The sequence below is a fragment of the Streptococcus sp. 27098_8_74 genome, from assembly GCF_041431705.1.
Lineage (GTDB): Bacteria > Bacillota > Bacilli > Lactobacillales > Streptococcaceae > Streptococcus > Streptococcus salivarius_E.
On the sequence record NZ_JAPVYF010000027.1, the window covers coordinates 1 to 26429 of the forward strand.

The 26429-nt window shown below is 39.8% G+C and carries 27 protein-coding genes and 1 tRNA gene; 24 read left to right on the plus strand and 4 right to left on the minus strand.

Features of this window, described 5'->3' with window-relative positions; genetic code table 11:
* The first annotated feature begins 2 nt into the window (after window positions 1-2).
* The 3 genes from O3670_RS09220 to O3670_RS09230 all read left to right on the plus strand — a co-directional run bounded on the left by O3670_RS09220 (window position 3) and on the right by O3670_RS09230 (window position 1810).
* Window positions 3-74 (plus strand) — tRNA-Glu (locus O3670_RS09220).
* Between the two features lie 89 nt (window positions 75-163).
* Window positions 164-1096, plus strand: coding sequence for a manganese-dependent inorganic pyrophosphatase (locus tag O3670_RS09225; RefSeq protein WP_371596065.1), 933 nt, complete (start codon window positions 164-166; stop codon window positions 1094-1096).
* A 54-nt stretch (window positions 1097-1150) separates the two neighbouring features.
* Window positions 1151-1810, plus strand: a complete 660-nt coding sequence (locus O3670_RS09230; RefSeq protein WP_049546010.1) for a DUF1803 domain-containing protein — start codon at window positions 1151-1153, stop codon at window positions 1808-1810.
* Between the two features lie 29 nt (window positions 1811-1839).
* Here the strand turns inward: O3670_RS09230 and ntdP are convergent, their stop codons facing one another.
* Window positions 1840-2373 (minus strand): nucleoside tri-diphosphate phosphatase, encoded by a 534-nt coding sequence (ntdP, locus tag O3670_RS09235; protein ID WP_002886644.1) that lies wholly within the window; start codon window positions 2371-2373, stop codon window positions 1840-1842.
* A 70-nt stretch (window positions 2374-2443) separates the two neighbouring features.
* Window positions 2444-3220, minus strand: coding sequence for a recombination regulator RecX (gene recX / locus O3670_RS09240; protein WP_021144654.1), 777 nt, complete (start codon window positions 3218-3220; stop codon window positions 2444-2446).
* Window positions 3221-3254: 34 nt separating this feature from the next.
* On the opposite strand from recX, the gene rlmD reads away from it, so the two are divergent.
* Both rlmD and asnA read left to right on the plus strand, forming a co-directional pair.
* The gene (rlmD, locus tag O3670_RS09245) at window positions 3255-4610 is read left to right on the plus strand and encodes a 23S rRNA (uracil(1939)-C(5))-methyltransferase RlmD (protein WP_148513040.1); all 1356 of its coding nucleotides are present in this window, start codon (window positions 3255-3257) and stop codon (window positions 4608-4610) included.
* 109 nt (window positions 4611-4719) lie between these two features.
* Window positions 4720-5712 carry an aspartate--ammonia ligase gene (gene asnA, locus O3670_RS09250; protein ID WP_004181885.1) on the plus strand — a complete coding sequence of 331 codons (993 nt, stop codon included), beginning with the start codon at window positions 4720-4722 and terminating at the stop codon, window positions 5710-5712.
* Window positions 5713-5862: 150 nt separating this feature from the next.
* Here asnA and O3670_RS09255 read toward each other — a convergent pair whose 3' ends face one another.
* Window positions 5863-7221, minus strand: a complete 1359-nt coding sequence (locus tag O3670_RS09255; RefSeq protein ID WP_038675348.1) for an aspartate kinase — start codon at window positions 7219-7221, stop codon at window positions 5863-5865.
* A 130-nt stretch (window positions 7222-7351) separates the two neighbouring features.
* Between O3670_RS09255 and O3670_RS09260 the strand changes: the two genes are divergently transcribed.
* The 14 genes from O3670_RS09260 to O3670_RS09325 all read left to right on the plus strand — a co-directional run bounded on the left by O3670_RS09260 (window position 7352) and on the right by O3670_RS09325 (window position 18873).
* Window positions 7352-7978 carry an HAD family hydrolase gene (locus O3670_RS09260; protein ID WP_148513041.1) on the plus strand — a complete coding sequence of 209 codons (627 nt, stop codon included), beginning with the start codon at window positions 7352-7354 and terminating at the stop codon, window positions 7976-7978.
* A gap of 210 nt (window positions 7979-8188) precedes the next feature.
* The gene (locus O3670_RS09265; protein ID WP_002885566.1) at window positions 8189-8980 is read left to right on the plus strand and encodes an enoyl-CoA hydratase; all 792 of its coding nucleotides are present in this window, start codon (window positions 8189-8191) and stop codon (window positions 8978-8980) included.
* A 104-nt stretch (window positions 8981-9084) separates the two neighbouring features.
* Window positions 9085-9519 carry a fatty acid biosynthesis transcriptional regulator FabT gene (gene fabT / locus O3670_RS09270; RefSeq protein WP_002885562.1) on the plus strand — a complete coding sequence of 145 codons (435 nt, stop codon included), beginning with the start codon at window positions 9085-9087 and terminating at the stop codon, window positions 9517-9519.
* Complete coding sequence (locus O3670_RS09275) at window positions 9519-10481, plus strand: beta-ketoacyl-ACP synthase III (protein WP_037612035.1); 963 nt, start codon at window positions 9519-9521, stop codon at window positions 10479-10481. Before fabT ends, O3670_RS09275 begins: the two co-directional genes overlap by 1 nt.
* Before the next feature lie 63 nt (window positions 10482-10544).
* Complete coding sequence (locus O3670_RS09280; RefSeq protein WP_002885495.1) at window positions 10545-10769, plus strand: acyl carrier protein; 225 nt, start codon at window positions 10545-10547, stop codon at window positions 10767-10769.
* Window positions 10770-10875: 106 nt separating this feature from the next.
* Window positions 10876-11841: an enoyl-[acyl-carrier-protein] reductase FabK gene (fabK, locus tag O3670_RS09285; RefSeq protein ID WP_022495984.1), complete on the plus strand. Its 966-nt coding sequence runs from the start codon at window positions 10876-10878 to the stop codon at window positions 11839-11841.
* 23 nt (window positions 11842-11864) lie between these two features.
* Window positions 11865-12785: an ACP S-malonyltransferase gene (gene fabD / locus O3670_RS09290; protein ID WP_049545679.1), complete on the plus strand. Its 921-nt coding sequence runs from the start codon at window positions 11865-11867 to the stop codon at window positions 12783-12785.
* Window positions 12786-12797: 12 nt separating this feature from the next.
* Window positions 12798-13532, plus strand: a complete 735-nt coding sequence (gene fabG / locus O3670_RS09295; RefSeq protein ID WP_014633564.1) for a 3-oxoacyl-[acyl-carrier-protein] reductase — start codon at window positions 12798-12800, stop codon at window positions 13530-13532.
* A 60-nt stretch (window positions 13533-13592) separates the two neighbouring features.
* Window positions 13593-14825, plus strand: coding sequence for a beta-ketoacyl-ACP synthase II (fabF, locus tag O3670_RS09300; protein WP_022495982.1), 1233 nt, complete (start codon window positions 13593-13595; stop codon window positions 14823-14825).
* Window positions 14826-14828: 3 nt separating this feature from the next.
* On the plus strand, window positions 14829-15323 hold the full coding sequence (gene accB / locus O3670_RS09305; RefSeq protein WP_022495981.1) for an acetyl-CoA carboxylase biotin carboxyl carrier protein: 495 nt from the start codon (window positions 14829-14831) through the stop codon (window positions 15321-15323).
* Window positions 15320-15745, plus strand: a complete 426-nt coding sequence (fabZ, locus tag O3670_RS09310) for a 3-hydroxyacyl-ACP dehydratase FabZ (RefSeq protein WP_002885470.1) — start codon at window positions 15320-15322, stop codon at window positions 15743-15745. Before accB ends, fabZ begins: the two co-directional genes overlap by 4 nt.
* Before the next feature lie 118 nt (window positions 15746-15863).
* On the plus strand, window positions 15864-17234 hold the full coding sequence (locus O3670_RS09315; RefSeq protein WP_002886659.1) for an acetyl-CoA carboxylase biotin carboxylase subunit: 1371 nt from the start codon (window positions 15864-15866) through the stop codon (window positions 17232-17234).
* Between the two features lie 5 nt (window positions 17235-17239).
* Window positions 17240-18106: an acetyl-CoA carboxylase, carboxyltransferase subunit beta gene (gene accD, locus O3670_RS09320; protein WP_022495980.1), complete on the plus strand. Its 867-nt coding sequence runs from the start codon at window positions 17240-17242 to the stop codon at window positions 18104-18106.
* Window positions 18103-18873: an acetyl-CoA carboxylase carboxyl transferase subunit alpha gene (locus O3670_RS09325; RefSeq protein WP_002886662.1), complete on the plus strand. Its 771-nt coding sequence runs from the start codon at window positions 18103-18105 to the stop codon at window positions 18871-18873. Before accD ends, O3670_RS09325 begins: the two co-directional genes overlap by 4 nt.
* Window positions 18874-18901: 28 nt before the next feature.
* On the opposite strand, the gene O3670_RS09330 is transcribed toward O3670_RS09325, so the two are convergent.
* A complete protein-coding gene (locus tag O3670_RS09330; protein ID WP_002885585.1) occupies window positions 18902-19384 on the minus strand; it encodes an S-ribosylhomocysteine lyase in 483 nt (160 codons plus the stop codon).
* 143 nt (window positions 19385-19527) lie between these two features.
* On the opposite strand from O3670_RS09330, the gene O3670_RS09335 reads away from it, so the two are divergent.
* The 5 genes from O3670_RS09335 to gorA all read left to right on the plus strand — a co-directional run.
* A complete protein-coding gene (locus O3670_RS09335) occupies window positions 19528-21135 on the plus strand; it encodes a ribonuclease Y (protein ID WP_002885478.1) in 1608 nt (535 codons plus the stop codon).
* 211 nt (window positions 21136-21346) lie between these two features.
* Window positions 21347-22093, plus strand: a complete 747-nt coding sequence (locus O3670_RS09340) for a DeoR/GlpR family DNA-binding transcription regulator (RefSeq protein WP_038675357.1) — start codon at window positions 21347-21349, stop codon at window positions 22091-22093.
* Window positions 22090-23001: a 1-phosphofructokinase gene (pfkB, locus tag O3670_RS09345; RefSeq protein WP_314462056.1), complete on the plus strand. Its 912-nt coding sequence runs from the start codon at window positions 22090-22092 to the stop codon at window positions 22999-23001. The genes O3670_RS09340 and pfkB overlap by 4 nt, the downstream gene beginning before the upstream one ends.
* Window positions 22998-24974 (plus strand): PTS fructose transporter subunit IIABC, encoded by a 1977-nt coding sequence (locus O3670_RS09350; RefSeq protein WP_002885474.1) that lies wholly within the window; start codon window positions 22998-23000, stop codon window positions 24972-24974. The genes pfkB and O3670_RS09350 overlap by 4 nt, the downstream gene beginning before the upstream one ends.
* A gap of 147 nt (window positions 24975-25121) precedes the next feature.
* The coding region (gene gorA, locus O3670_RS09355; protein WP_371596068.1) for a glutathione-disulfide reductase at window positions 25122-26429 on the plus strand (1308 nt) is incomplete at its 3' end.

Here is a 26429-nt window from a genome sequence, read left to right on the forward strand (position 1 = left end):
ATGGTCCGTTGGTCAAGGGGTTAAGACACCGCCTTTTCACGGCGGTAACACGGGTTCGAATCCCGTACGGACTATATTTCGAGTAACTTAGGTTACTCTTTTTATTTTGTTTCTTTTTTTTATATGTTATAATAGCTTATAATACTATTTTTGAGGTGAATTTATGTCTAAAGTTTTTGTTTTTGGTCATCAAAACCCTGATTCTGATGCAATCGGGTCTTCTTATGGATATGCTTATTTGAAACGTCAACTTGGTGTTGATGCTGAAGCTGTTGCTTTAGGTACTCCTAACGAAGAAACAGCTTTCGTTCTTGATTATTTTGGTGTTGAGGCACCACGAGTTGTTGAATCAGCTTTGTCAGAGGGAGTTAATCAAGTAATTCTTACAGACCATAATGAGTTTCAACAATCTATTTCAGATATTAAGGATGTTGAGGTTATTGAGGTAGTAGACCATCACCGTGTGGCTAACTTTGAAACCGCTAATCCATTAATGATGCGATTGGAACCTGTTGGATCAGCTTCTTCAATTGTTTATCGTATGTTCAAAGAAAACAATGTTGAAGTTCCTAAGGAAGTGGCTGGTTTGCTTTTGTCAGGTTTGATTTCGGATACTCTTCTTCTTAAATCTCCAACTACACATGCTTCAGATCCTGCAGTTGCTGCTGAACTTGCAGAAATTGCTGGAGTTAATTTGGAAGAATATGGACTTGCTATGCTTAAAGCTGGTACTAATCTTTCTTCTAAATCTGCTGAAGAACTTATTGATATTGATGCCAAAACTTTCGAATTGAATGGCAATCAAGTTCGTGTTGCACAAGTTAATACAGTTGATATTGCCGATGTTCTTTCTCGTCAAGAGGAAATCGAAGAAGCTATTAATAACTCAGTTAAAAGCAATGGATACTCTGACTTTGTCTTAATGATTACTGATATCCTTAATTCAAATTCAGAAATTCTTGCACTTGGTTCAAATACTGATAATGTTGAAAAAGCCTTTGATTTTGTTTTAGAAAATAATCATGCTTTCCTTGAAGGTGCCGTTTCTCGTAAGAAACAAGTAGTACCACAGTTGACTGAAAGTTTTAATGCATAAAATTAGGCCGTCAGGCCTTTTTTTAGTGGTCTGATTAATGGTATAATACTTCTTATGATAATACAATTTAACCCAAACAAACTATGTAAGCAAGCTTTTTTTATGGAAATTGTGAATTATCTATATCTTAATCAGCCTGTGACCCTGAGAGCAATAAAAAGGGAGTTTCCTTTTCAAAAGAATATAGATAAATTAATTGAGGAGTTTGTAAAAGCAGGCTATATTGAACGATTTGAGAAGCGTTACCGTCTATTAATTAATCTAGTGTCGGATTCTTCTACAATTGACTTAGATCAGCATTTTTTTATTGAAGATGATTCTACTTGTTATTTAGAGCTATTAAATCGTAGATTTGTTACTGAGATAAGTAATTCTACTAATGAAGTTGTCATTATTGAACAAACGAGTATCACGAGAGATGATCTTACAATTTCAAACTATTTCTATAAATTAAGAGAAAATCTACCATTATCGGAAGAGCAGAATAGATTATATGATATATTAGGGGATGTTAATCCTGAATATTTTTTAAAACATGTTACGACTTTTCTTTTAAAATACGTTAGGAAGGAATATGCACTTCAAAAAAGGAGGAATATTTTTGTTGATGCTTTAGAATTATTAGGGTATCTTATTCAAGTAGAAGAAGGGCGTTATCTTTTGAATATGGATTTAGATTCCGAAGCATTAGTTTTTAGTGCAAAAAAAGACTAGTATTATTACTAGTCTTTTTTATGACAACTTTAACGATTCCTTAGTTCAAGATAACGTTTGTACCAGATGTTAACATAAGATTGTGAAAATGGCCCCTTACCATTGTTAATCCAATCTACCAAGATTTTAACATGTTCCTTTAAGATATAGTCAATATCAGGAGAGTAATGCATTTCTTTTTTATGTGTTTCATATTCATCTACATCTAGCAATTTTTTTTCACCATCAGCGAAGACTTTGACATCTAGGTCATAGTCAATATATTTTAGTGCTTCTTGGTCCAAAATATATGGACTAGCTAAATTGCAGTAGTAGGAAATGCCGTTATCCCTAATCATGGCTATAATATTAAACCAGTATTTTTTGTGGAAATAAACAATAGCAGGTTCACGTGTTACCCATCGTCTTCCGTCTGCTTCAGTAACGAGGGTGTGGTCGTTAACGCCAATAACAGCATTCTCAGTTGTCTTTAGTACCATAGTATCGCGCCAAGTACGGTGCAAACTACCATCATGCTTATAACTTTGAATTGTGATAAAGTCGCCTTCTTTTGGTAATTTCATGGCGTCCTCTTTCTACAATAAGGGTTATCCCCTTTATTGTATCATAATTTTGTGAAAAGAGGGGGAATACCTATAAATATTCTCTTAGAGCGGATGCTATCGCATCAAAGTCATAACCTTTTCGGGCTAAAGCTTGTGTCAAGCGTTGCTTAAGCTCATAACCGTCGTATTTTTTACTAAATTTTTGATATTGCTTATCAATTTCTTTATAAAGGAGAGCTTGCTCATTTTCTTCATCTGCTTCAAGTTCTAGATGATCGATTGCTAGTTTACTTTCTTGGAATGAAAAACCTTTATTGATAAGGCTTTGAGTTAATTTATCTTTTAGGGCTTTTGATGGTAGTTTTCCCTGATATTTTCGTAACAGTTTTGAAGCTACTTTAATGGCTATTTCTGAGAAATCAAATTGGCTTAAAACATCGTCAATGATTTGTTTGTTACAACCTTTTTGAAGCCATTTTTGCTTCAGCACATAGGCCCCTTTATCACCTGAATTCAGATTTTGTTGAGCTAGACTTTCTAGGAGTTTGTAATCATCAATCCAATGATCTTTTTTTAGATTATCAATAATTTTTGGAATTATATGAGGGTTTATTTCATGTTTAAAAAGGTAATCTTTTACCTCTTTCTCAGTACGTTGTTTAAATGAAATAAAATAGAGAGCTAAGTTTTTACCATGCGAGAACTGAGCAAAGGATTTAATATCCTCTAGTTGATCTTTGTCCAGTATCATTTCTTTAGTCAACATGTATTTAACGATGGTATCTTCTGTAACGTAGAGACTCTCTTTTTTGTCTATCTCAAGGAGATAAAGTCTCTTTTTCTTCTCGATTTTTGTGATTTTCATAGTTATTATTATATCAAAATGTTAGAATGGTAGTATGAATTTACAAGTGAAACAGCGTATCCCGCTTAAGATAAAACGCATGGGAATCAATGGCGAAGGCATTGGATTTTATAAGAAAACTCTAGTTTTTGTACCAGGGGCTTTGAAGGGTGAAGAGGTGTTCTGTCAAGTTGTTTCTGTTAAGAGAAACTTTGTTCAGGCGAAATTATTAAAAATTAATAAACCTTCTAAATTTCGTGTCGAACCTGCATGTAGTATTTATGAAGATTGTGGTGGTTGCCAGTTAATGCATCTTCGTTATGATAAGCAATTAGAGTTTAAAACTGACTTGTTAGGACAAGCCTTGAAGAAGTTTAAACCGGCTAATTTTGAGTCATATGACATTCGTCCAACAATAGGGATGGAGCAACCACAACATTACCGAGCTAAACTACAATTTCAAACCCGTTCTTTTGGTGGCTCAGTTAAATCTGGCTTATTTGCGGAAGGGAGTCATCGCCTCATTAATATTGATGATTGCCTAGTTCAGGATGAGCTAACTCAAGCCATTATGAATAAGGTGACAAATTTGTTAGATAAATACAAGTTACCAATTTATAATGAGCGCAAAATTGCTGGAATTCGTACAGTTATGATACGACGTGCTTTGGGTTCAAATCAGGTCCAGTTGATTTTTGTGACCTCTAAATCAGTTTCTTTAACTAAATTAGTTAAGGAATTGACGGAAAGTTTTCCAGAAATCGTAACAATTGCTGTCAATTATAATTATTCGAAATCCAGTGAGATTTATGGTCAAGAGACGGAAATTCTTTGGGGACAAGACACTATTCAAGAAGAGGTACTGGACTATAACTTTGCTCTCTCTCCTCGTGCATTTTACCAGTTGAATCCTCAACAAACAGAGGTACTCTATGGTCAGGCCGTTGAAGCTTTGGATGTGGATAAGGCAGAACATCTTATTGATGCCTATTGTGGGGTTGGTACTATTGGACTTGCTTTTGCAAATAAGGTAAAGAGTATTCGAGGTATGGATATTATTCCTGAGGCTATTGAGGATGCTAGGAAGAATGCCAAATCACTTGGACTGGGAAATGCTCACTATGAGGTGGGTAAAGCAGAAGATATCATTCCACGTTGGTACAAGGAAGGTTATCGAGCAGATGCTCTTATTGTGGATCCCCCTAGAACTGGTTTAGATGATAAGCTACTTAAAACGATACTGGACTACACTCCTGAAAAAATGGTATATGTTTCATGTAATGTATCTACTTTGGCTAGAGACCTAGTTTCTTTGGCTAAAGTTTATGATGTTAATTATATCCAGTCAGTAGATATGTTTCCTCATACGGCTCGAACAGAAGCAGTTGTGAAGCTAACTAAGAAAATGTGATAAAACCTAACATAAAAAACAAGAAATTTTCAAAATTGTTGGAAAATTTCTTTATTTTTCTGAAAAATAGGAGTATAATAGGCTTATCGATTTTTTAAAGGAGGAGCGTATGAAAAAGAGCTTCATTCATCAACAAGAGGAAATTTCTTTTGTGAAGAATACTTTTACACAGTATTTGATTGATAAACTTGACGTCGTTGAAGTGCAAGGGCCTATTTTGAGTAAGGTCGGGGATGGTATGCAGGATAATTTGAGCGGTATTGAGAATCCTGTAACTGTTAATGTACTTCAGATTCCAGACGCGACATACGAAGTTGTTCACTCATTAGCAAAATGGAAACGCCATACTTTGGCTCGTTTTGGTTTCAATGAAGGTGAAGGGCTCGTGGTTAATATGAAGGCTCTTCGTCCAGATGAAGATTCATTGGATGCAACGCACTCTGTTTACGTTGACCAATGGGACTGGGAAAAAGTTATTCCTGACGGACATCGTAATATCGCTTATTTGAAAGAAACTGTTGAAACCATTTATAAGGTCATTCGTTTGACTGAGCTAGCAGTTGAAGCACGTTACGATATTGAAGCAATTTTACCTAAGAAAATTACCTTCATCCATTCAGAAGAGCTTGTTGAGAAGTACCCTGATTTGACACCAAAAGAGCGTGAAGATGCTATTACCAAGGAATATGGTGCTGTATTCTTGATTGGTATCGGTGGTGTTCTTCCTGATGGAAAACCACATGATGGTCGTGCACCTGACTATGATGACTGGACAACTGAGTCTGAGAATGGTTACCGTGGTTTGAATGGAGATATCTTGGTTTGGAATGAACAATTAGGACATGCTTTTGAATTGTCATCAATGGGTATTCGTGTTGATGAAGATGCCCTTAAACGTCAGGTTGAAATTACTGGCGACCAAGATCGTTTGAAATTGGATTGGCACCAAGCTTTGTTACATGGCCTTTTCCCACTAACAATTGGTGGAGGTATTGGTCAATCACGTATGGCTATGTTCTTGCTTCGTAAGAAACATATTGGTGAGGTTCAAACTTCAGTTTGGCCAGATGCCGTTCGTGAAACTTACGAAAACATCTTGTAAAAAAAGCACTAACGAAAGTTAGTGTTTTTTGGTTTGCAATAGCTATGCATAATTGATTAATGAATTGGCTATTGGAGTAGATATGATAAGAGCTGGCTTAGTTTTTCTCATAAAGAAAAAACCTTTCCCTGAAGGAGATAGGTTTTTAGATTAGTCGTCACTACGGAAAAAGGCATCATAAAGAGCTCTGACGGCTGCTTTTTCTTGCTCAGTTTCAATTACAAACATAACAGAAACCTCACTAGAACCTTGAGAAATCATTTCTAGGTTAATATGTTTTTCAGAGAGCGCTTTAGCTGCTGTCGCTGTAACACCGATGTGGTCTTTCATATTTTCACCAACAATCATGAGAATTGAAAGGCCATGTTCAATTTCAACTTCATCAACACCGAGTTCACGAGTCAAGTATGAAAGGATTTCTTGTTCTTTGATTGGGGTAAGTTCACGTTCTCGAATAATGATTGAAAGATCATCGATTCCAGAAGGCATGTGTTCCCAACGGATGTTTAAATCTTCCAAGATTTGAAGCACCTTACGTCCAAAACCGACCTCACGGTTCATAAGGTATTTGCTCATATTAATACTTACAAATTTGTCATCACTAGCAATACCAACGACAGGAACTGTTGCACCCTTGTGCTCAAGAATAATACGAGTACCAGGATGAGATGGGTTATTTGTGTTTTTAATAACGAGTGGAATCTTACCACGATAGGCAGGGAGGAGGGCTTCATCATGAAGTACAGAGAAGCCAGCATAAGCCAATTCACGCATTTCTTTGTAAGTCAACTCTGGAATTGAATGTGGTTCATGGACAACCCCAGGATGGGCTGCGAAAATACCATCTACATCCGTAAAGTTTTCGTATAAATCAGCTTTCACACCCGCTGCAACGATAGATCCTGTGATATCAGAGCCTCCACGCGAGAAAGTACAAATTTGATTATCAGGGGTAACACCAAAGAAACCAGGGATTACAAGAACCTCATCTGATTCACGAAGCTCCTCCAACTTGTCATAGGCTCCTGGAAGGATACGAGCATTCCCAGGTTCGCTTGAGACAAAAATACCAGCTTGGCGAGGGTGAACGTAACGTGCTTCAATACCGTTATTACGGAAATATTCTGCGATTAATTTTGCGTTATTATCTTCCCCTGCAGCTAGGAAAGTATCATAAAGGAAATCATTGTCTTCAATAGGAAGAGTGGCAAGATCGTTGATAGATTTAGCAATCTTCGCCATTTCTGTTGATTTGAAGCCTAGCTCATCGACCATAGCTTGATAGCGGTTAATAATCCATTCTTGGTCAGCTTTGACATCAGCACCTTTTGTGTAGTGTTTATAGTATTTAATCAAGGCGTCTGTGACTTTGGTATCTTCATCGTTACGTTTACCTGGGGCAGAGACAACGACAAAGCGACGTTCAGGGTCAGATTTTACAATGTTTAAGACTTTTTCTAATTGTGTGGCTGAAGCAAGCGAGCTTCCACCGAATTTGATGACTTTCATAGTTACTCCAAAAATTTTAAATTACTCTACAATTATAGCAAAATTCTGACAATTTGTCACATTGTTTTTAAAAGCGAGTAAGATTTAGAATGATTATGGTACAATAAAGTAAGAAAGAGGAGGATATCCCGTGGTAGAGGCAATTATTTTTGATATGGATGGTGTCCTTTTTGACACTGAAAAATATTATTATGATCGACGTGCAAGTTTCTTAGCTCAAAAGGGAATTTCAATCGACCATTTACCCCCGTCTTTCTTTATAGGTGGAAATACTAAGCAAGTTTGGGAAAATATTCTCAGAGATGACTATGATAACTGGGATGTGCCAACTTTACAAGAAGAGTATAATGCCTATAAACAAGACAACCCCTTACCCTACAAAGAATTAATCTTTCCTGATGTTTTGAAAGTCTTGAATGAAGTGAAATCTCGAGGGCTGAAAATAGGTTTGGCTTCTAGCTCAGTGAAGGCAGATATCCTTAGAGCTTTGGAGGAAAATCATTTGGATGGTTTCTTTGATGTGGTTCTTTCAGGAGAAGAATTTAAAGAGAGTAAACCCAATCCAGAGATTTATCTGACAGCATTGAAGCATTTGAACGTGGAAGCAAATCAGGCTTTGATTATCGAAGATAGCGAAAAGGGGATTGCTGCTGGCGTTGAGGTCTGGGCCATAAAAGATAATCGTTTTGGCATGGATCAGGGAGCAGCCAAAGGTTTGTTGGATAACCTCATAGATGTTTTGGACTTATTGGAGTAACAGAGACACCGAGTTGTAGAGCTCGGTGTTTTGATATATCAAATTAAAAAACTCTAAGTTTCTGTTGACCTTTAGGTGGACTATGGTATACTAGAAAATAATGATGAATGATTTGATAATCAAATTATCTATTCATCAAATAAAATTGTATAAAAACATAAAGAACATGCGGTTTTCATATAGGAACTAGTTATCGGAGGAATGTAAAAAATGGCTTACGAAACAATTCTTTATAGTGTTGAAGAGGGAGTAGCAACTTTGACACTTAATCGTCCAGAAGTGCAAAATGGATTTAATATTCCAGTTTGTGATGAAATTATGGCTGCAATTGAAGAAGCTAATCAAGATGCGTCAGTAAAATTCTTGGTAATCAATGCTAATGGGAAAGTCTTTTCTGTTGGTGGAGACCTTGATCAAATGCAAAAAGCGGTTGCTGTAGATGATGTGCAGTCTTTGGTTCGTATTGCTGAGCAGGTAAATGAAATTTCATTTGCTCTTAAAAAATTGCCTAAGCCAGTTATTATGGTTGTCGATGGACCTTGTGCTGGTGCTGCAGCTAACTTAGCTGTTGCAGCAGACTTTACCATTGCATCTGATAAGGCTAAATTCATCCAAGCTTTTGTAGGTGTTGGTTTGGCACCTGACGCTGGAGGTCTTTACCTTTTGACACGTTCAATTGGTATCAACCGTGCGACTCAAATTACCATGACAGGAGAGCCAGTATCAGCTGAAAAAGCCTTGGACTGGGGAATTGCCTATAAGGTTGTCGAATCAGAAAAACTTGAAAAAACAGTTAGTCAGCTGATTAAAAAATTGAACCGTTCTTCAGTGAACTCCTTCAAAGCTATTAAAGAAATGGTTTGGGAATCTGAATTTGCAGGATGGGAAAATTATGCTAAGTTGGAACTTGACTTGCAAAAATCTCTTGCCTTTACAGAGGACTTCAAGGAAGGGGTTCGTGCTTATAGTGAGCGACGTCGACCTAAATTCCAAGGGAAATAACCACATTTTCTAAAAGAAAAACTAAAGTTTTTTAATCGGGCTTGCGAATTTAGTTTGAGTCTGATATAATTTGAAAGTCAAAGTTTTATTGAAAGGAGTCTGGTGTGAATTACGACAAAATTGATGGCTATCTTGTTGATATTTTTAATAACGTAGTTATTATCGAAGAAGCAAGTTTGAAGAATTCAAAGTTTAACGATGTTTCCCTCAAGGAAATGCATACCATTGATGTGATCGGTACACATCCAGATACGACACCAAGTGCAGTAGCTAAAGAACTCATGCTAACGCTTGGTACTGTAACAACTTCTCTCAATAAACTTGAAAAGAAAGGTTATATTGTCCGTACGCGTTCATCAGTTGACCGTCGTGTGGTCCATCTATCGCTTTCTAAAAAGGGTCGTTTGGTATATCGTCTTCACCGTCGTTTTCATAAATCAATGGTGATGAGGATTACAGAAGGCTTTAACGACGAGGAATTGAAGGTTATGAGCAAGGGATTGGAAAATCTCCACGCCTTTCTTGAGGAGTTGAAATAATGGCATTTGCAAAAATTAGTCAGGTTGCCCATTATGCACCTGCTCAGGTCGTGACTAATGATGACCTATCAAAAATCATGGATACTAGCGACGAGTGGATTCGCTCACGCACAGGTATTCAGGAACGTCGCATCTCATTGAATGAGAACACGAGTGATTTAGCCACCAATGTTGCTCATCAGCTATTAGAAAAATCAGGATTATCGCCAGAGGAGCTAGACTTTGTTTTAGTTGCAACGATTTCTCCGGATAGCTCTATGCCGTCAGTAGCGGCTCGAGTTCAAGGAGCAATCGGTGCAGTCAATGCTTTTGCTTTTGACATTACTGCAGCATGTAGTGGTTTCGTCTTTGCCTTGGCAACAGCAGAAAAATTGATTAAGTCAGGTGTCTACAAAAAAGGTCTAGTTATTGGTGCGGAAGTCCTTTCTAAAACTTTAGACTGGTCTGACCGTACAACAGCTGTCCTCTTTGGAGATGGTGCTGGCGGAGTCCTCCTGGAAGAAACTGAAGAAGAACATTTCTTCGGAGAATCTTTGAATACCGATGGTAGCAAGGGTGGTCTTGAGTCAGGAGCCTCTGCAGTTATCTCGCCTTATTCAGATGAGTCTGATCAGCCTAATCCCTATATGCAAATGGATGGGAAAGCGATCTTTGATTTTGCCGTTAAGACAGTTTCAAAGAGCATTAAGGCCTTGGTTGAAGAAAAAGGTGAACCTGATTACTTCCTGCTTCATCAAGCTAACATTCGTATTTTGGATATTATGGCTAAGAAAATCGATGTCAGTCGTGATAAATTCTTGGCAAACATGATGTCTTACGGTAATACCAGTGCGGCAAGTATCCCAATTTTGCTTTCTGAAAACGTGGCAAATGGGACCTTAAAATTAGACAGCGGTCAAACAATTCTTTTATCAGGTTTTGGTGGGGGTTTGACATGGGGCAGTCTTATTGTTAAAATCTAGTTATATAAATTATGCACCAGCATAGATTATAAGAAATATATTTATCTTAAAGGAGAAATTAAAATGGCAGTATTTGAAAAAGTACAAGAAATCATCGTTGAAGAACTTGGGAAAGACGCAGAAGAAGTAAAAGTAGAAACTACTTTTGACGAACTTGATGCTGACTCACTTGATGTATTCCAAGTTATCTCAGAAATCGAAGATGAATTCGATATCCAAATCGAAACTGAAGAAGGTCTTAACACTGTTGGTGACCTTGTTGCTTACGTAGAAGAAAAAACTAAATAAGCAGGGCATAGAGAATATTCTTATTTGGGATATTCTCCTTTGTTTATACAATTACTTTGATTATTAAACTATTTATTTGATTAGAAAATCGAAAAAAAGGTGAAAAATGAAATCTCGTATTACAGAACAGTTAGGAATTAAATATCCAATCTTCCAAGGTGGTATGGCTTGGGTCGCTGATGGTGATCTAGCAGGTGCCGTTTCAAATGCTGGTGGACTCGGAATTATTGGTGGTGGTAATGCCCCTAAAGAAGTGGTAAAAGCTAATATCGATAGAGTGAAACAAATCACTGACAAACCATTCGGTGTTAATATCATGCTTTTGTCACCATTTGCAGATGACATCGTTGACCTCGTTATCGAAGAGGGTGTTAAGGTTGTTACAACAGGTGCTGGAAACCCAGGTAAATACATGGAACGCTTCCACGAAGCAGGTATCACAGTTATTCCAGTTATTCCATCAGTTGCACTTGCTAAGCGTATGGAAAAACTTGGTGCTGATGCTGTTGTCGCAGAAGGTATGGAAGCTGGTGGTCACATCGGTAAATTGACAACTATGGCTCTTGTTCGCCAGGTTGCGGATGCGGTATCTATCCCAGTTATTGGTGCTGGTGGTGTTGCTGATGGACGTGGTATGGCTGCTGTTCTTATGCTTGGAGCAGAAGCTGTTCAGGTTGGTACGCGTTTCGCTGTTGCTAAGGAATCTAATGCTCACCAAAACTTCAAAGATAAGATTTTGAAGGCTAAAGATATCGATACTGTTATTTCAGCTTCTGTTGTTGGACACCCAGTTCGTGCGATTAAGAATAAATTGGCTACAGAATATAACCAAGCTGAAAAAGATTTCTTGGCTGGTAAGAAAACTCAAGAGGAAATTGAAGAACTTGGTGCAGGTGCCCTTCGTAACGCGGTAGTTGATGGAGATGTGGAATATGGTTCAGTCATGGCTGGACAAATTGCAGGTCTTGTTCGTAAAGAAGAAACGTGTGCAGAAATCTTGGAAGACCTTTACACAGGTGCTGCCAAGGTGATTAAAGAAGAAGCTGCTCGTTGGGCAGATGTAAACGTCTAAAAAACGTCGAAAGGATTAGGATAGTGACAAAACGTGCGTTCTTATTTGCTGGTCAAGGGGCTCAGAAATTGGGCATGGCGAGCGATTTGTATGCGGCTTATCCCGTTGTCAAAGAGACATTTGATACGGCTAGTCGTATTCTAGGTTATGATTTGCGTGAATTGATTGATTCTAACGAAGAAAAACTTAATCAGACACGCTATACTCAACCAGCTATTTTGACAACGTCAGTAGCCATTTATCGTCTCTTGGCAGAAAATGGTATCACTCCTGATATTGTTGCCGGCCTCTCTTTGGGTGAATATTCTGCCCTAGTTGCGGCTGGAGCACTCTCATTTGAGGATGCGGTAGCCTTGGTTGCTAAACGTGGAGAATTCATGGAAACAGCGGCTCCTGCTGGAAGTGGGAAAATGGTTGCAGTCATGAATACAGATCCAAGTTTGATTGAAGAAATCTGTCAAAAAGCATCTGAAAAGGGTGTAGTAACGCCTGCTAACTATAATACTCCAGCACAAATTGTTATTGGTGGTGAAGTTGAGGCTGTTGATTATGCTGTGGAATTGCTTAAAGAAGCTGGTGCTAAACGTCTGATTCCTCTTAATGTTTCAGGACCGTTCCATACAGCTTTACTTGAATCAGCTAGTCAAAAATTGGCAGCAGAACTTGAGAAAGTGTCATTCACTGACTTTAAGCTTCCTTTGGTAGGTAATACTGAGGCTCAAATCATGAAGTCAGAAGACGTCAAAGCACTTTTGGCTCGTCAGGTGATGGAACCTGTACGTTTTTATGATTCGATTGCCACTATCCAAGAATTTGGTGTAGATGAAGTAATTGAGATTGGTCCAGGAAAAGTCTTGTCAGGCTTCTTGAAGAAAATTGATAAAACCTTACCAACTCATAATGTTGAAGATCAAGCTAGTCTTGATGCCCTTCTTAATGTTTAAAACGAGGTAAACATGGAACTTAAGAATAAAAATGTTTTTGTAACAGGTTCAACACGTGGAATTGGATTAGCTGTGGCACACAAATTTGCTAGTCTTGGTGCCAATGTTGTTCTAAATGGACGTTCTGAAATCTCTGAGGACTTGCTTGCACAGTTTGCAGATTATGGTGTAACTGTTGTAGGTATCTCAGGTGATATTTCTAACAGTGAAGATGCTAAACGTATGGTAGCTGAAGCTATTGAAAAGCTTGGTAGTGTTGATGTGCTAGTTAATAATGCTGGTATCACTAACGATAAGTTGATGTTGAAGATGAGTGAAGAAGATTTTGAACGTGTCTTGAAAATCAACTTGACTGGTGCTTTCAATATGACACAGGCTGTCTTAAAACCAATGTCTAAGGCTCGTCAAGGTGCCATCATCAATATGTCATCTGTTGTAGGTCTTATGGGGAATATTGGTCAAGCTAACTATGCAGCTTCAAAAGCTGGTTTGATTGGTTTCACTAAATCAGTAGCGCGTGAAGTTGCGGCCCGTGGTGTCCGTGTCAATGCTATCGCTCCTGGTTTCATTGAATCAGATATGACTGACGCTATTCCAGAGAAAATGAAAGATGCTATGATTGCTCAAGTACCAATGAAACGTATTGGTCAAGCAGAAGAAGTGGCAGAAGTTGCAGCATTCTTGGCTAGTCAAGAATATCTCACAGGTCAAACCATCGCTATTGATGGTGGTATGACCATGCAATAATTGATTTTCAATATCAAAAATCATTTACTAGAATATCCATCCGACAAAAGGAGAATATATATGTCTACAAATCGTGTTGTTGTTACAGGTTACGGCGTGACCTCACCAATCGGTAATACACCAGAAGAATTTTGGAACAGTCTTCATGACGGTAAAATTGGTATTAAGCCAATTACTAAGTTTGATGCTTCTGAAATTCCAGTCTTTAACGCTGGTGAAATCCAAGATTTCCCGTTCGATAAATACTTTGTGAAAAAAGATACTAATCGTATGGACACTTACTCACTTTATGCGATTTATGCTGCTATGGAAGCTCTTGAAACTTCAGGACTTAACATGGAAGAAGAAGATCGTGATCGTGTTGGTGTTATCGTGTCATCTGGTATCGGTGGTCTCCAAGAACTTGAAGATCAAATCATTCGTATGCACGAACGTGGTATGAAACGTATCAAACCAATGTTTATCCCTAAAGCACTCTCAAACATGGGTGCTGGTAACATTGCTCTTAAAATTGGTGCTCAAGGGGTATGTAAATCCGTGACAACTGCTTGTGCCTCTGCCAATGATGCAATCGGTGAGGCCTTCCGTGAAATTAAATTCGGTTTGCATGATGTTGTCTTGGCTGGTGGTGCTGAAGCTTCAATCACTAAGATTGGTATCGGTGGTTTCAATGCTCTTACAGCACTTTCAACAACAGAGGATCCAGAACGTTCATCAATTCCATTTGATAAAGACCGTAATGGTTTTGTTATGGGTGAAGGTGCAGGGGTTCTCGTTATCGAAAGCTTGGAACATGCTCAAAAACGTGGTGCTAACATCTTGGCTGAGATTGTTGGTTACGGATCAAACTGTGATGCCTACCACATGACAACACCAACTCCAGACGGTTCTGGTGCTGCTAAAGCAATTAAATTGGCTATCAATGAAGCTGGTATCAAACCTGAAGATGTTGATTATGTTAATGCTCACGGGACATCAACACCTGCCAATGAAAAAGGTGAAAGTGGTGCCATTGTTTCTGTACTTGGTAAAGATGTTCCAGTTTCATCTACTAAATCATTTACAGGTCACTTGCTAGGTGCTGCTGGTGCGGTTGAAGCTATTGCAACAATCGAAGCTATTCGTCATAGTTATGTACCGAAAACTGCTGGTACAAAAGAATTGTCTGACTACATCGAAGCTAATGTTGTTTATGGTGAAGGTCAAGAAGCTGATATTGAGTACGCAATTTCAAATACTTTCGGTTTTGGTGGACACAATGCTGTTCTTGCCTTTAAACGTTGGGAGGCTTAATTCATGAATATTTCTGAAATCAAAGATTTGTTGGCTCAATTTGATGCATCAACTTTGCGTGAATTTTCATACAAAAACAATGGTGAAGAATTGAACTTGAGCAAAAATCAAACAAGTTCAGTAACAGCTGCCCCAGTAGCTCCTACAGTTGAAGTAGTTGCGCCAGCTCCCCAGGCTCCGGTTGCTCCAGTAGCAGCACCTGCTGCTGTTGAAACTCCAGCAACACCAGTTGAAGAAGCTTCTGCACCACCTCAAGCTGCTGAAGGAGAAGTGGTTGAAAGTCCACTTGTCGGTGTGGCTTACTTGTCTCCATCACCTGAAAAACCAGCCTTTGTTTCTGTTGGAGACACTGTTAAGAAAGGTCAAACTCTTCTTATCGTTGAAGCGATGAAGGTTATGAATGAAGTGCCAGCACCTAAAGATGGTGTTATTACTGAAATCTTGGTAGCAAATGAAGAAGTTGTTGACTACGGAAAAGGATTGGTACGCATCAAATGACAATTGATATTAATGCTATTCGTGAAGCTTTACCACACCGTTATCCAATGCTTTTGGTTGACCGTGTGCTAGAAGTTTCAGAAGACGAAATCACAGCTATTAAAAATGTAACGATCAATGAACCTTTCTTTAATGGACATTTTCCTCAATACCCAGTTATGCCTGGCGTTCTTATCATGGAAGCTCTTGCGCAAACAGCTGGTGTTCTTGAATTGTCTAAACCTGAAAATAAGGGCAAATTAGTCTTTTACGCAGGTATGGATAAGGTTAAATTTAAAAAACAAGTGGTTCCTGGTGACCAACTTGTTATGACAGCTAAGTTTGTTAAGCGTCGTGGAACAATTGCTGTTGTTGAAGCTAAGGCTGAAGTCGATGGTAAACTTGCTGCATCAGGTACTTTGACTTTTGCTATTGGAAGCTAATGTTTTGTGAAAATCCTTCTGGCGACAGTCGGAAAGGATTTTTCTTTAGACATTGGTCTATCACATAGAAAGGAAATCAACACAGACTATCAAAAAATGTCTGATGTTATCTTGTTTTATGTTTAAAAAATTATTGATTGCCAATCGTGGTGAAATTGCAGTGCGTATTATCCGTGCAGCGCGTGAATTGGGTATCCAAACGGTTGCTATTTATTCTGAAGCAGATAAGGATTCTCTCCATACTATGCTTGCTGATGAAGCTATTTGTATCGGGCCTGCAAAATCAACGGATTCTTATTTAAATATGAATCGTGTCCTATCAGCTGCTATTGTGACTGAGGCTCAAGCTATTCACCCAGGGTTTGGTTTCTTGAGTGAAAACTCTAAATTTGCCACTCTCTGTGAAGAAATGAACATCAAGTTTATTGGTCCTTCAGGCGAAGTCATGGACAAGATGGGTGACAAAATCAATGCCCGTGCTGAAATGATTAAGGCTAATGTCCCTGTAATTCCTGGTTCAGATGGTGAAGTCTTTACAGCTGAGGAGGCTTTGGAAGTTGCCAACCGTCTTGGTTACCCAGTGATGCTTAAGGCTTCTGCCGGTGGTGGCGGTAAGGGGATTCGTAAGGTTAACACTGAAGAAGAGTTAGCTCCAGCTTTCGAATCTGCGTCACAAGAAGCTAAAGCAGCCTTTGGTAATGGGGCGATGTATATTGAAAAAGTTATTTACCCAGCTCGTCATATCGAGGTTCAAATTTTGGGAGATAGCTACGGTAACATTGTTCACCTAGGTGAGCGTGATTGCTCTCTTCAACGTAATAACCAAAAGGTCTTGGAAGAATCACCTTCAGTTGCTATTGGTAAGACTCTTCGTCACGAAATTGGTTCTGCAGCTGTCCGTGCCGCTAAGGCTGTAAATTATGAAAATGCGGGTACTATCGAGTTCCTTCTTGATGAAAAAACAGGTCAGTTCTATTTCATGGAAATGAATACCCGTGTTCAAGTTGAGCACCCAGTTACAGAATTTGTAAGTGGTGTGGATATTGTTAAAGAACAAATCCGTATTGCCGCAGGTGAAAAACTCTCTGTGACCCAAGATGATATTGAAATCAAGGGACATGCTATTGAGTGTCGTATCAATGCAGAAAATCCTAAGTTCAACTTTGCACCTAGTCCAGGGAAAATTAGCAATCTCTACCTACCTAGTGGTGGTGTTGGTCTTCGTGTAGACAGTGCAGTCTATCCTGGCTATACTATTCCACCTTACTATGATTCAATGATTGCTAAAATCATTGTTCATGGAGAAAATCGATTTGAGGCACTCATGAAGATGCAACGTGCCCTTTACGAGCTCGAAATCGATGGTGTTGTGACTAATGCTGACTTCCAGTTGGATTTGATTTCGGATCGTAGCGTTATCGCTGGGGATTATGATACTTCCTTCTTGATGGAGACCTTCCTACCAGCTTATCAGAATCGTGAGGAATAGAGTTTATGGGATTATTTGATCGAAAAGAAAAGTATATCCGTATCAATCCTAACCGTTCTGTACGTAATGGGGTTGATCACCAAGTGCCAGAAGTTCCAGATGAACTTTTTGCCAAATGTCCTGGTTGTAAACAAGCTATTTATCAAAAGGACTTGGGACAAGCTAAAATCTGTCCAAATTGTTCTTATACCTTCCGTATTTCCGCTAAAGAACGTCTCGATTTAACGGTTGATGAGGGTTCTTTCCAGGAACTTTTTACAGGAATTGAAACCAAAAATCCATTGAATTTCCCAGGTTATATGGAGAAATTAGCGGCAACCAAGGAAAAAACGGGTCTTGATGAAGCAGTTGTGACAGGCGTTGCAACTATCAAGGGACAAAGAACAGCCTTAGCTATTATGGATTCTAACTTTATCATGGCTTCAATGGGAACTGTTGTTGGTGAAAAAATCACCCAGCTCTTTGAACATGCGATTGAAAAAAAACTTCCAGTTGTTATTTTTACAGCATCTGGTGGTGCCCGTATGCAAGAAGGAATCATGAGTTTGATGCAGATGGCCAAGATTTCAGCCGCTGTAAAACGTCATTCGAATGCTGGCTTGTTGTATTTGACTGTATTGACAGATCCAACAACTGGTGGAGTTACAGCAAGTTTCGCCATGGAAGGTGATATCATCTTAGCTGAGCCACAAACCTTGATTGGTTTCGCAGGTCGTCGTGTTATTGAAAACACAGTTCGCGAAACTTTGCCAGATGATTTCCAAAAGGCTGAGTTCCTTCAAGAACATGGTTTTGTTGATGCCATTGTTAAACGTACAGAGTTGGCTGATACCATTGCCACACTCTTATCATTCCATGGAGGTGTTCAATGAGCGACGTAGCACGTATTTTAAAAGAAGCGCGTGACCAAGGCCGTTTAACTGCTTTGGACTTTGCCCAAGGAATCTTCGATGACTTTATCGAACTTCATGGCGACCGTAATTTCCGTGACGATGGTGCCATTATTGGTGGTATTGGTCGTTTAAATGGCCAAGCGGTTACTGTAGTGGGTATCCAAAAAGGTAGAAACCTACAAGATAACCTTAACCGTAACTTTGGGCAACCTCATCCAGAGGGCTATCGTAAGGCTCTTCGCCTCATGAAACAGGCTGAAAAGTTTGGACGTCCAGTTGTTACCTTTATCAATACTGCAGGTGCTTATCCTGGTGTTGGAGCAGAGGAACGTGGACAAGGTGAGGCAATTGCGCGTAACCTTATGGAAATGAGTGATCTTAAGGTGCCAATTATTGCCATCATCATTGGTGAAGGTGGTTCGGGAGGAGCTCTTGCCTTGGCGGTAGCCGATAAGGTTTGGATGCTTGAAAATACCATCTACTCTATCTTGAGTCCGGAAGGGTTTGCGACTATTCTCTGGAAAGATGGCTCACGTTCAGAAGAGGCAGCAGAGTTGATGAAGATTACATCAGGCGAGTTGCTTAATATGGGAATCGTTGATAAGGTGATTCCAGAACGTGGTTACTTTACAAGTGAAATTATTGAAGCAATTAAGACAGCAATTGTAGATGAGTTGGCAGAATTAAGCCAATTATCAACAGAGGACTTGCTTGAAGCGCGTTATCAACGTTTTAGAAAATACTAAAAAACATTGGGATATATCCCAATGTTTTTTAAACGGTATGACGTTCGAAGGCTTGGTCTGAGATACCTTGTTCGAGGATAAGTTTAGCCCATTCCTTAGCTGAATGAAGACTGTGATCCTTGTAGTTACCACAAGATTCAATGGTAGTTCCTGGAACATCTTCCCATGTAATCTCGTTAGCAATAGCTTCAAGACTAGATTTGATAACTTTAGCAATTTCTGTAGGATCTTGTTTACCCCACATAATCATATGGAAGCCTGTACGGCAACCAAATGGTGAGCAATCAATAAGTCCATCGATACGTTGACGGATCAGTTTAGCGAGTAGGTGTTCGATAGTGTGAAGACCACCTGTGTCAATACTATTTTCATTAGGTTGAATCAAACGGATATCAAAGTTTGTAATGATATCTCCTTTAGGTCCAACTTCCTCAGAAATAAGACGCACATAAGGTGCTTTTACAATGGTGTGATCAAGTTCAAAACTTTCAACAGTAACGTCTTTTGGCATGGTAATACCTCCCTATTCTAATAGAGTTATGATACCATAAAATCAGTTTAAAGTTCTAGTATATATTTGAGAAATCGCTATAAATATGATACACTAGAAGACGGTTTTCTTTAGGGAAACCTTAGAAAAGTTGAGGTAAAGACATGATAAACATGATAATTTTAGTTGTCTTTGCACTCATTGGTTTAGTCGTTGGATATTTAGCAATTTCTATTAAACTTAGCAAAGCTAAGGAACAAGCAGAAACTACCTTGCTAAAGGCAGAACAAGACGCTGTGAACCTTCGTAGTCAGGCAGAGCATGATGCAGATCATCTGCGTGTGACTGCTGAACGCGAGAGTAAGGCTCAACGTAAAGAGTTCTTGTTAGAAGCAAAAGAGGAAGCTAGAAAATATCGAGAAGATATTGAAAAAGAATTCAAATCTGAACGTCAAGAGCTTAAACAGATGGAAAATCGTTTGACAGAACGTGCCACTAGCCTTGATCGTAAGGATGAAAATCTATCAAGTAAAGAACTTGCCCTCGAGAAGAAAGAGCAGAGTCTTGCTGACAAATCTAAACATCTTAATGAGCGTGAAGAGAATGTGACTCAGTTGGAGGCTGAGAAGCAGGCTGAACTTGAACGTGTTGGTCAAATGACCATTGCAGAAGCGCGTGAGGTAATCTTAACGGAGACTGAGAATAATCTGACTCATGAGATTGCAACACGTATCAAAGATGCAGAAGCACAGGTTAAAGATACTGTTGATAAGAAAGCCAAAAACGTGTTGGCGCAAGCTATGCAACGCTTGGCTGGAGATTATGTTACTGAACAAACAGTAACTACTGTTCACCTTCCAGATGACAATATGAAAGGTCGTATCATTGGACGTGAGGGGCGTAACATCCGTACGCTTGAAAGTCTAACAGGTATTGACGTTATTATTGACGATACTCCAGAAGTGGTTGTCCTTTCTGGTTTCGATCCCGTTCGTCGTGAAATTGCACGTATGACTCTCGAAGCCTTGATTAAGGATGGACGCATTCATCCAGCTCGTATTGAAGAGTTGGTTGAGAAGAGCCGTCAGGAAATGGATAACCGTATCCGTGAATATGGTGAAGAGGCAGCCTACGAAATTGGTGCTATGAATCTTCACCCTGACTTGATCAAGATTATGGGACGCTTGCAGTTCCGTACGTCGTATGGTCAAAACGTCCTTCGTCACTCAGTTGAAGTTGGTAAACTAGCAGGTATCATGGCTGGTGAATTGGGTGAGAATGTTGCCCTCGCTCGTCGTGCTGGTTTCCTTCACGATATGGGGAAAGCCATTGACAAAGAAGTCGAAGGTAGCCACGTAGAGATTGGTGCTGAGTTTGCACGTAAGTACAAAGAACATCCAGTTGTGGTTAACGCTATCGCTAGCCATCATGGCGATGTAGAACCTGAGAGCGTCATTGCAGTTATTGTAGCTGCAGCAGATGCTTTGAGTTCGGCTCGTCCAGGAGCTCGTAATGAATCTGTTGAGAATTACGTCAAACGCCTTCGTGATTTGGAAGAAATTGCATCAAGCTTTGACGGTGTTCAAACAAGCTTCGCCCTTCAAGCTGGTCGTGAGATTCGTATCATGGTTCATCCAAACAAAATCTCAGATGATGAAGTTACAATCTTGTCTCACAAGGTACGTGAACAAATTGAGAAGAATTTGGATTACCCAGGAAATATCAAGGTTACAGTCATTCGTGAATTCCGTGCGGTTGACTATGCCAAATAAGATAAGAGAGCCGCAAGGCTTTTTTATTTTGCACTTATACTGAAAGGTTGTATTCTTTTTGAAAATGTAAGAACTTTCTTATCAAATTGCGTCATTTTGGTAGATTAGTGTTTTGTAATGAAATATTTTGATTTTTTTTGACTGTTTTTAGTTGACAGTTATTAAAAATTGAGTATAATAGATTCTGTAAACGATTACAGAAGGAGAGATTATGCTAAAGTCTGAACGTAAGCAGATTATCTTGTCTCAGTTGAAACAAGATGGTTTTGTCACTTTGGAAAACCTAACTGTTTTGTTAAGTGATACTTCCGAGTCGACGATTCGTCGTGACTTGGACGAGTTAGCGGCAGATGGCCAACTTAAGCGTGTTCATGGTGGTGCTGAAAGCATTCATGGTCTAAAGGAAGAAATTGCCAATAGTCAAAAAGCTATTAGAAACGTTAAAGAAAAGGCTCAGTTAGCTGGTTATGCTGCCGATTTGATTAAGGAAGGTGATGTCGTCTTTCTTGAGGCTAGTACAACAAATGAACTTTTGATTCCACATTTGGCCAATCGTCAGGTAACGGTTGTGACTAATTCTATCCATCATGCGGTTAAGCTGGTAGATCTTGGTGTTAGCACTAGGATTGTTGGAGGAAAGGTTAAACATTCAACGGATGCCTCTATTGGAAGTACTGCTCAAGAGCAAATCAGACAGCTGAATTTTGATTGTGCTTTCATTGGTGCTAATGGCGTTGATGCTCATTATTTCACCACACCAGACATGGAAGAGGCAGTTATCAAACGGACGGTTATAGCCAATGCGCAAAAAGCCTACGTTCTAGCTGATGCCTCTAAACTTGGTCAGATTACCTATGCTAAGGTAGCCGAGGTCGAGAAAGTAACCATAATTACAAACGCTTCGGAAGAAGAGCTCCTACAAGAATTAAAAGAGAAAACGAGGGTTATTGAAGTATGATTTATACTGTAACGCTGAATCCATCAATCGACTTCATTGTGCGTATCGATAAAGTAGAGATTGGTGAAGTTAACCGTATGGAGAGTGATGATAAGTTCGCTGGCGGTAAGGGTATTAATGTTAGTCGTATATTGCAACGTTTAGGTGTTGATAATACTGCAACGGGCTTCATCGGTGGTTTTACAGGACGTTTTGTGACAGATGGTTTGGATGCAGAGGGCATTAAAACCAAGTTTGTAGCAGTGGATCAAGACACACGTATTAATGTTAAAATCAAGGCTGACCAAGAAACTGAAATTAATGGTGCAGGACCTGTCATTAATGAGTATCAATTGGCTGAATTGGAAGCAGTTCTTTCAAGTGTAAGTGCCGATGATGTGGTTGTTTTTGCTGGATCAGCACCGAGCAATCTTGGAAATAAGGTCTATAACAAATTGATTCCACTAGTGCGTGAAACGGGTGCACAGGTTGTCTGTGACTTTGAAGGACAAACCTTGATTGATTCCTTGGCTTACCAACCACTCTTGGTTAAACCAAATAACCATGAGTTAGAAGCTATTTTCAATGTCAAACTTAATGGTTTGGCTGATGTTGAAAAATATGCGCGTGAAATCCTTGCTAAGGGGGCCCAGAACGTTATCATCTCAATGGCAGGTGATGGAGCTCTGCTGGTCACACCAGAGGCTGCTTACTTTGCTAAACCAATCAAGGGAACAGTTAAAAACTCTGTTGGTGCGGGTGACTCGATGGTTGCTGGTTTCACTGGTGAGTTTGTTAAATCAGGTGATCCGATTGAGGCCCTCAAGTGGGGAGTAGCGTGTGGAACATCTACAGCTTTCTCAGATGATTTAGCGACAATTGAATTTATTAAAGAAACATACAATAAAGTAGAGGTAGAAAAACTATGAAAATTCAGGATTTACTGAACAAAAAAGTAATGTTGCTTGACCTTCAAGCAACTACAAAAGAAGCTGCTATCGATGAAATGATTAACAGCTTGGTTGACAACGGTGTTGTGACTGACTTTGATGTTTTCAAAGCAGGTATTATGGCTCGTGAAGCACAAACATCAACTGGTTTGGGTGATGGAATCGCTATGCCGCACAGCAAAAATGCTGCAGTAAAAGAAGCAACAGTACTTTTTGCTAAATCTAATAAAGGTGTAGATTACGAATCACTTGATGGTCAACCTACAGACCTCTTCTTTATGATTGCTGCTCCAGAGGGAGCAAATGACACTCACTTGGCAGCCCTTGCTGAGTTGTCAAAATACCTTATGCAAGATGGTTTTGCAGATCGTTTGCGTAAGGTGACTTCTCCAGATGAAGTGATTGCTGCTTTCAATACGGGTGAAGAAGAAGCACAAGCTGAGGAAGCTAAGAAAGCACAAGCTGTTAAAGAAGCAGCTTCAAGCGATAAACCACTTATCGTAGCCGTCACAGCTTGTACAACTGGTATTGCTCACACTTACATGGCTGAAGAATCACTAATTAAAACAGGTGAAGAAATGGGTGTCAATGTTCGTGTTGAAACTAACGGTGCTTCAGGTGTCGGAACACCATTGACTGCTGAAGAAATCAGTAAGGCTGTAGGTGTTATCGTAGCAGCAGACAAGGCAGTTGAAACAGCACGTTTTGATGGTAAAAAATTGCTTTCTAAACCAGTCGCTGCAGGTATTCGTCAACCTCAAGAATTAATCCAAAACATCTTGGATGGAAAAGCTGAAGTCTTCCACGCTGAAAATGCTGGAGCTGCTCAAGAATCAAGTGAGAAATTGAGCCTTGGTGGTGCCTTCTATAAACACTTGATGAGTGGGGTATCACAAATGCTTCCATTCGTTATCGGTGGTGGTATCATGATTGCGCTTGCCTTCTTGCTTGACCAAATCATGGGTGTTCCTAAAGATCAATTGTCACAACTTGGTTCTTACCATGAAATTGCTGCTCAATTCAAAGCAATTGGTGGCGCTGCCTTTGGCTTCATGCTTCCAGTACTTGCAGGTTACATTGCTTACTCTATCGCTGAAAAACCAGGTTTGGTATCAGGTTTCGTAGCTGGTGCTATTGCTTCAAGTGGTGCAGCCTTTGGTGGTGTTCCATTTGCTTCAGGTGGTAAAGCAACCCTTGCCCTTGCTGGCGTATCTTCTGGTTTCCTTGGAGCTCTTGTTGGTGGTTTCCTTGCAGGTGGTGTTATCCTTGTTCTTCGTAAACTCTTGGCAGGTATTCCACGTGCCCTTGAAGGAATCCGTTCTATCTTGCTCTTGCCACTTCTAGGTGTATTTGCTACTGGTTTCTTGATGTTGGCAGTAAATATCCCAATGGCAGCAATCAATACTGGTCTTAATAACTTCTTGTCAAGCTTGTCAGGAAGCTCAGCAGTATTACTTGGTCTCCTTGTTGGTGGTATGATGGCAGTGGATATGGGTGGACCAGTCAACAAAGCAGCTTATGTCTTTGGTACAGGTACTCTCGCAGCAACAGTAACTTCAGGTGGTTCAGTTGTTATGGCAGCAGTTATGGCGGCTGGTATGGTTCCTCCGTTGGCAGTATTTGTAGCAACACTCTTGTTTAAAGATAAATTCACTGAAGAAGAACGCAACTCTGGTTTGACAAACATCGTTATGGGACTTTCATTCATCACTGAAGGTGCGATCCCATTTGGTGCAGCTGACCCAGCACGCGCTATCCCAAGCTTTATCGTCGGTTCAGCTCTTACAGGTGCTCTTGTAGGTATGGCAGGAATCAAATTGATGGCACCACACGGAGGTATCTTCGTAATTGCCCTCACATCAAATGCCCTTCTCTACCTTCTCTTCATCTTGATTGGTGCTGTGGTATCAGGTATCCTCTTCGGATTCCTTCGCAAACCACTTGATAAATAAGATATGACAAAACAATCTCGTTGTGACGGGGTTGTTTTTTGTGTCGTAGCAGATTTTTGTCAGGGTACCTATTTTATGATAAAGTATAGGCAGAAATGGCTTATCTAGTAGCCAGTACGCTGTATAAAGAAACATAAGAGGTAAAATATGGTAAAAGAATACGATTATATTGTCATTGGTGGTGGTTCTGGTGGTATTGCCAGTGCCAATCGTGCTGCCATGCATGGTGCTAAGGTTATTCTCTTTGAAGGAAAAGAGGTCGGTGGTACCTGTGTCAATGTAGGTTGTGTGCCTAAAAAGGTCATGTGGTATGGTGCTCAGGTTGCTGAAACCCTTCACCGTTATGCAGGCGAGTATGGTTTTGATGTAACAATTAATAAGTTTGATTTTGCAAGGCTTAAGGCCAATCGTCAGGCTTATATTGACCGTATCCATGGCTCTTATGAGCGTGGTTTTGATAGCAATGGCGTTGAACGTGTATACGAGTATGCAAGATTTATTGATCCTCATACGGTTGAAGTAGCGGGGGAGCTTTATACAGCACCCCATATCCTTATTGCAACAGGTGGTCATGCTCTTTATCCAAATATTCCAGGTAGTGAATATGGGATTACTTCAGATGGTTTCTTTGAGTTAGATGAGGTACCAAAACGTACAGCTGTTATCGGTGCTGGCTATATCGCCGTTGAGGTTGCTGGTGTTCTCAATGCTCTTGGTAGTGATACGCATCTCTTTGTTCGTAAGGATCGCCCATTACGTACCTTTGACAAGGATATTATCGATGTCTTAGTCGATGAGATGGCCAAATCAGGTCCGACCCTTCACACGCATGCTAATGCTACAGAAGTAGTGAAAAATGCTGACGATTCTTTGACCATTAGCTTTGACAATGGAGAAACGATCACTGTTGATTGCCTCATTTGGGCTATTGGTCGTGCAGCCAATACCTCTGGCTTTGGTCTTGAAAAGACGGGCGTTGAGTTGACTGAACGAGGTAACATTTATTCAGACGCCTTTGAAAATACATCAGTTCCTGGTATCTACGCCCTTGGTGATGTGACTGGTAAACTAGATTTGACGCCAGTTGCAATCAAGGCGGGACGTCAATTGTCAGAGCGACTCTTCAACAATAAAGCCGATGCTAAGCTTGATTACACTGATGTAGCCACTGTGGTCTTTAGCCACCCAGTCATTGGTTCTGTTGGTTTGACTGAGGAAAAAGCAATTGCTAAATATGGTGCGGAGAATATCAAGGTCTATAAATCTAGTTTTACTCCAATGTATACAGCTCTTGCAAACAATCGTCAGCCGTCAACTATGAAATTAGTAACACTTGGTGAGGATGAAAAAATCATCGGTCTTCATGGCATTGGCTACGGTGTCGACGAGATGATTCAAGGCTTCTCTGTGGCTATTAAGATGGGAGCAACTAAGGCTGATTTTGATAATACGGTT

Excerpts from the sequence above, each read along its gene's own strand:
- O3670_RS09225 (WP_371596065.1), top strand. The coding sequence starts at position 164 with ATGTCTAAAGTTTTTGTTTTTGGTCATCAAAACCCTGATTCTGATGCA.
- O3670_RS09230 (WP_049546010.1), top strand. The coding sequence starts at position 1,151 with ATGATAATACAATTTAACCCAAACAAACTATGTAAGCAAGCTTTTTTT.
- ntdP (WP_002886644.1), bottom strand. The coding sequence starts at position 2,373 with ATGAAATTACCAAAAGAAGGCGACTTTATCACAATTCAAAGTTATAAG.
- recX (WP_021144654.1), bottom strand. The coding sequence starts at position 3,220 with ATGAAAATCACAAAAATCGAGAAGAAAAAGAGACTTTATCTCCTTGAG.
- rlmD (WP_148513040.1), top strand. The coding sequence starts at position 3,255 with ATGAATTTACAAGTGAAACAGCGTATCCCGCTTAAGATAAAACGCATG.
- asnA (WP_004181885.1), top strand. The coding sequence starts at position 4,720 with ATGAAAAAGAGCTTCATTCATCAACAAGAGGAAATTTCTTTTGTGAAG.
- O3670_RS09255 (WP_038675348.1), bottom strand. The coding sequence starts at position 7,221 with ATGAAAGTCATCAAATTCGGTGGAAGCTCGCTTGCTTCAGCCACACAA.
- O3670_RS09265 (WP_002885566.1), top strand. The coding sequence starts at position 8,189 with ATGGCTTACGAAACAATTCTTTATAGTGTTGAAGAGGGAGTAGCAACT.
- O3670_RS09275 (WP_037612035.1), top strand. The coding sequence starts at position 9,519 with ATGGCATTTGCAAAAATTAGTCAGGTTGCCCATTATGCACCTGCTCAG.
- O3670_RS09280 (WP_002885495.1), top strand. The coding sequence starts at position 10,545 with ATGGCAGTATTTGAAAAAGTACAAGAAATCATCGTTGAAGAACTTGGG.
- fabK (WP_022495984.1), top strand. The coding sequence starts at position 10,876 with ATGAAATCTCGTATTACAGAACAGTTAGGAATTAAATATCCAATCTTC.
- fabG (WP_014633564.1), top strand. The coding sequence starts at position 12,798 with ATGGAACTTAAGAATAAAAATGTTTTTGTAACAGGTTCAACACGTGGA.
- fabF (WP_022495982.1), top strand. The coding sequence starts at position 13,593 with ATGTCTACAAATCGTGTTGTTGTTACAGGTTACGGCGTGACCTCACCA.
- accB (WP_022495981.1), top strand. The coding sequence starts at position 14,829 with ATGAATATTTCTGAAATCAAAGATTTGTTGGCTCAATTTGATGCATCA.
- fabZ (WP_002885470.1), top strand. The coding sequence starts at position 15,320 with ATGACAATTGATATTAATGCTATTCGTGAAGCTTTACCACACCGTTAT.
- O3670_RS09315 (WP_002886659.1), top strand. The coding sequence starts at position 15,864 with ATGTTTAAAAAATTATTGATTGCCAATCGTGGTGAAATTGCAGTGCGT.
- accD (WP_022495980.1), top strand. The coding sequence starts at position 17,240 with ATGGGATTATTTGATCGAAAAGAAAAGTATATCCGTATCAATCCTAAC.
- O3670_RS09325 (WP_002886662.1), top strand. The coding sequence starts at position 18,103 with ATGAGCGACGTAGCACGTATTTTAAAAGAAGCGCGTGACCAAGGCCGT.
- O3670_RS09330 (WP_002885585.1), bottom strand. The coding sequence starts at position 19,384 with ATGCCAAAAGACGTTACTGTTGAAAGTTTTGAACTTGATCACACCATT.
- O3670_RS09335 (WP_002885478.1), top strand. The coding sequence starts at position 19,528 with ATGATAAACATGATAATTTTAGTTGTCTTTGCACTCATTGGTTTAGTC.
- O3670_RS09340 (WP_038675357.1), top strand. The coding sequence starts at position 21,347 with ATGCTAAAGTCTGAACGTAAGCAGATTATCTTGTCTCAGTTGAAACAA.
- pfkB (WP_314462056.1), top strand. The coding sequence starts at position 22,090 with ATGATTTATACTGTAACGCTGAATCCATCAATCGACTTCATTGTGCGT.
- O3670_RS09350 (WP_002885474.1), top strand. The coding sequence starts at position 22,998 with ATGAAAATTCAGGATTTACTGAACAAAAAAGTAATGTTGCTTGACCTT.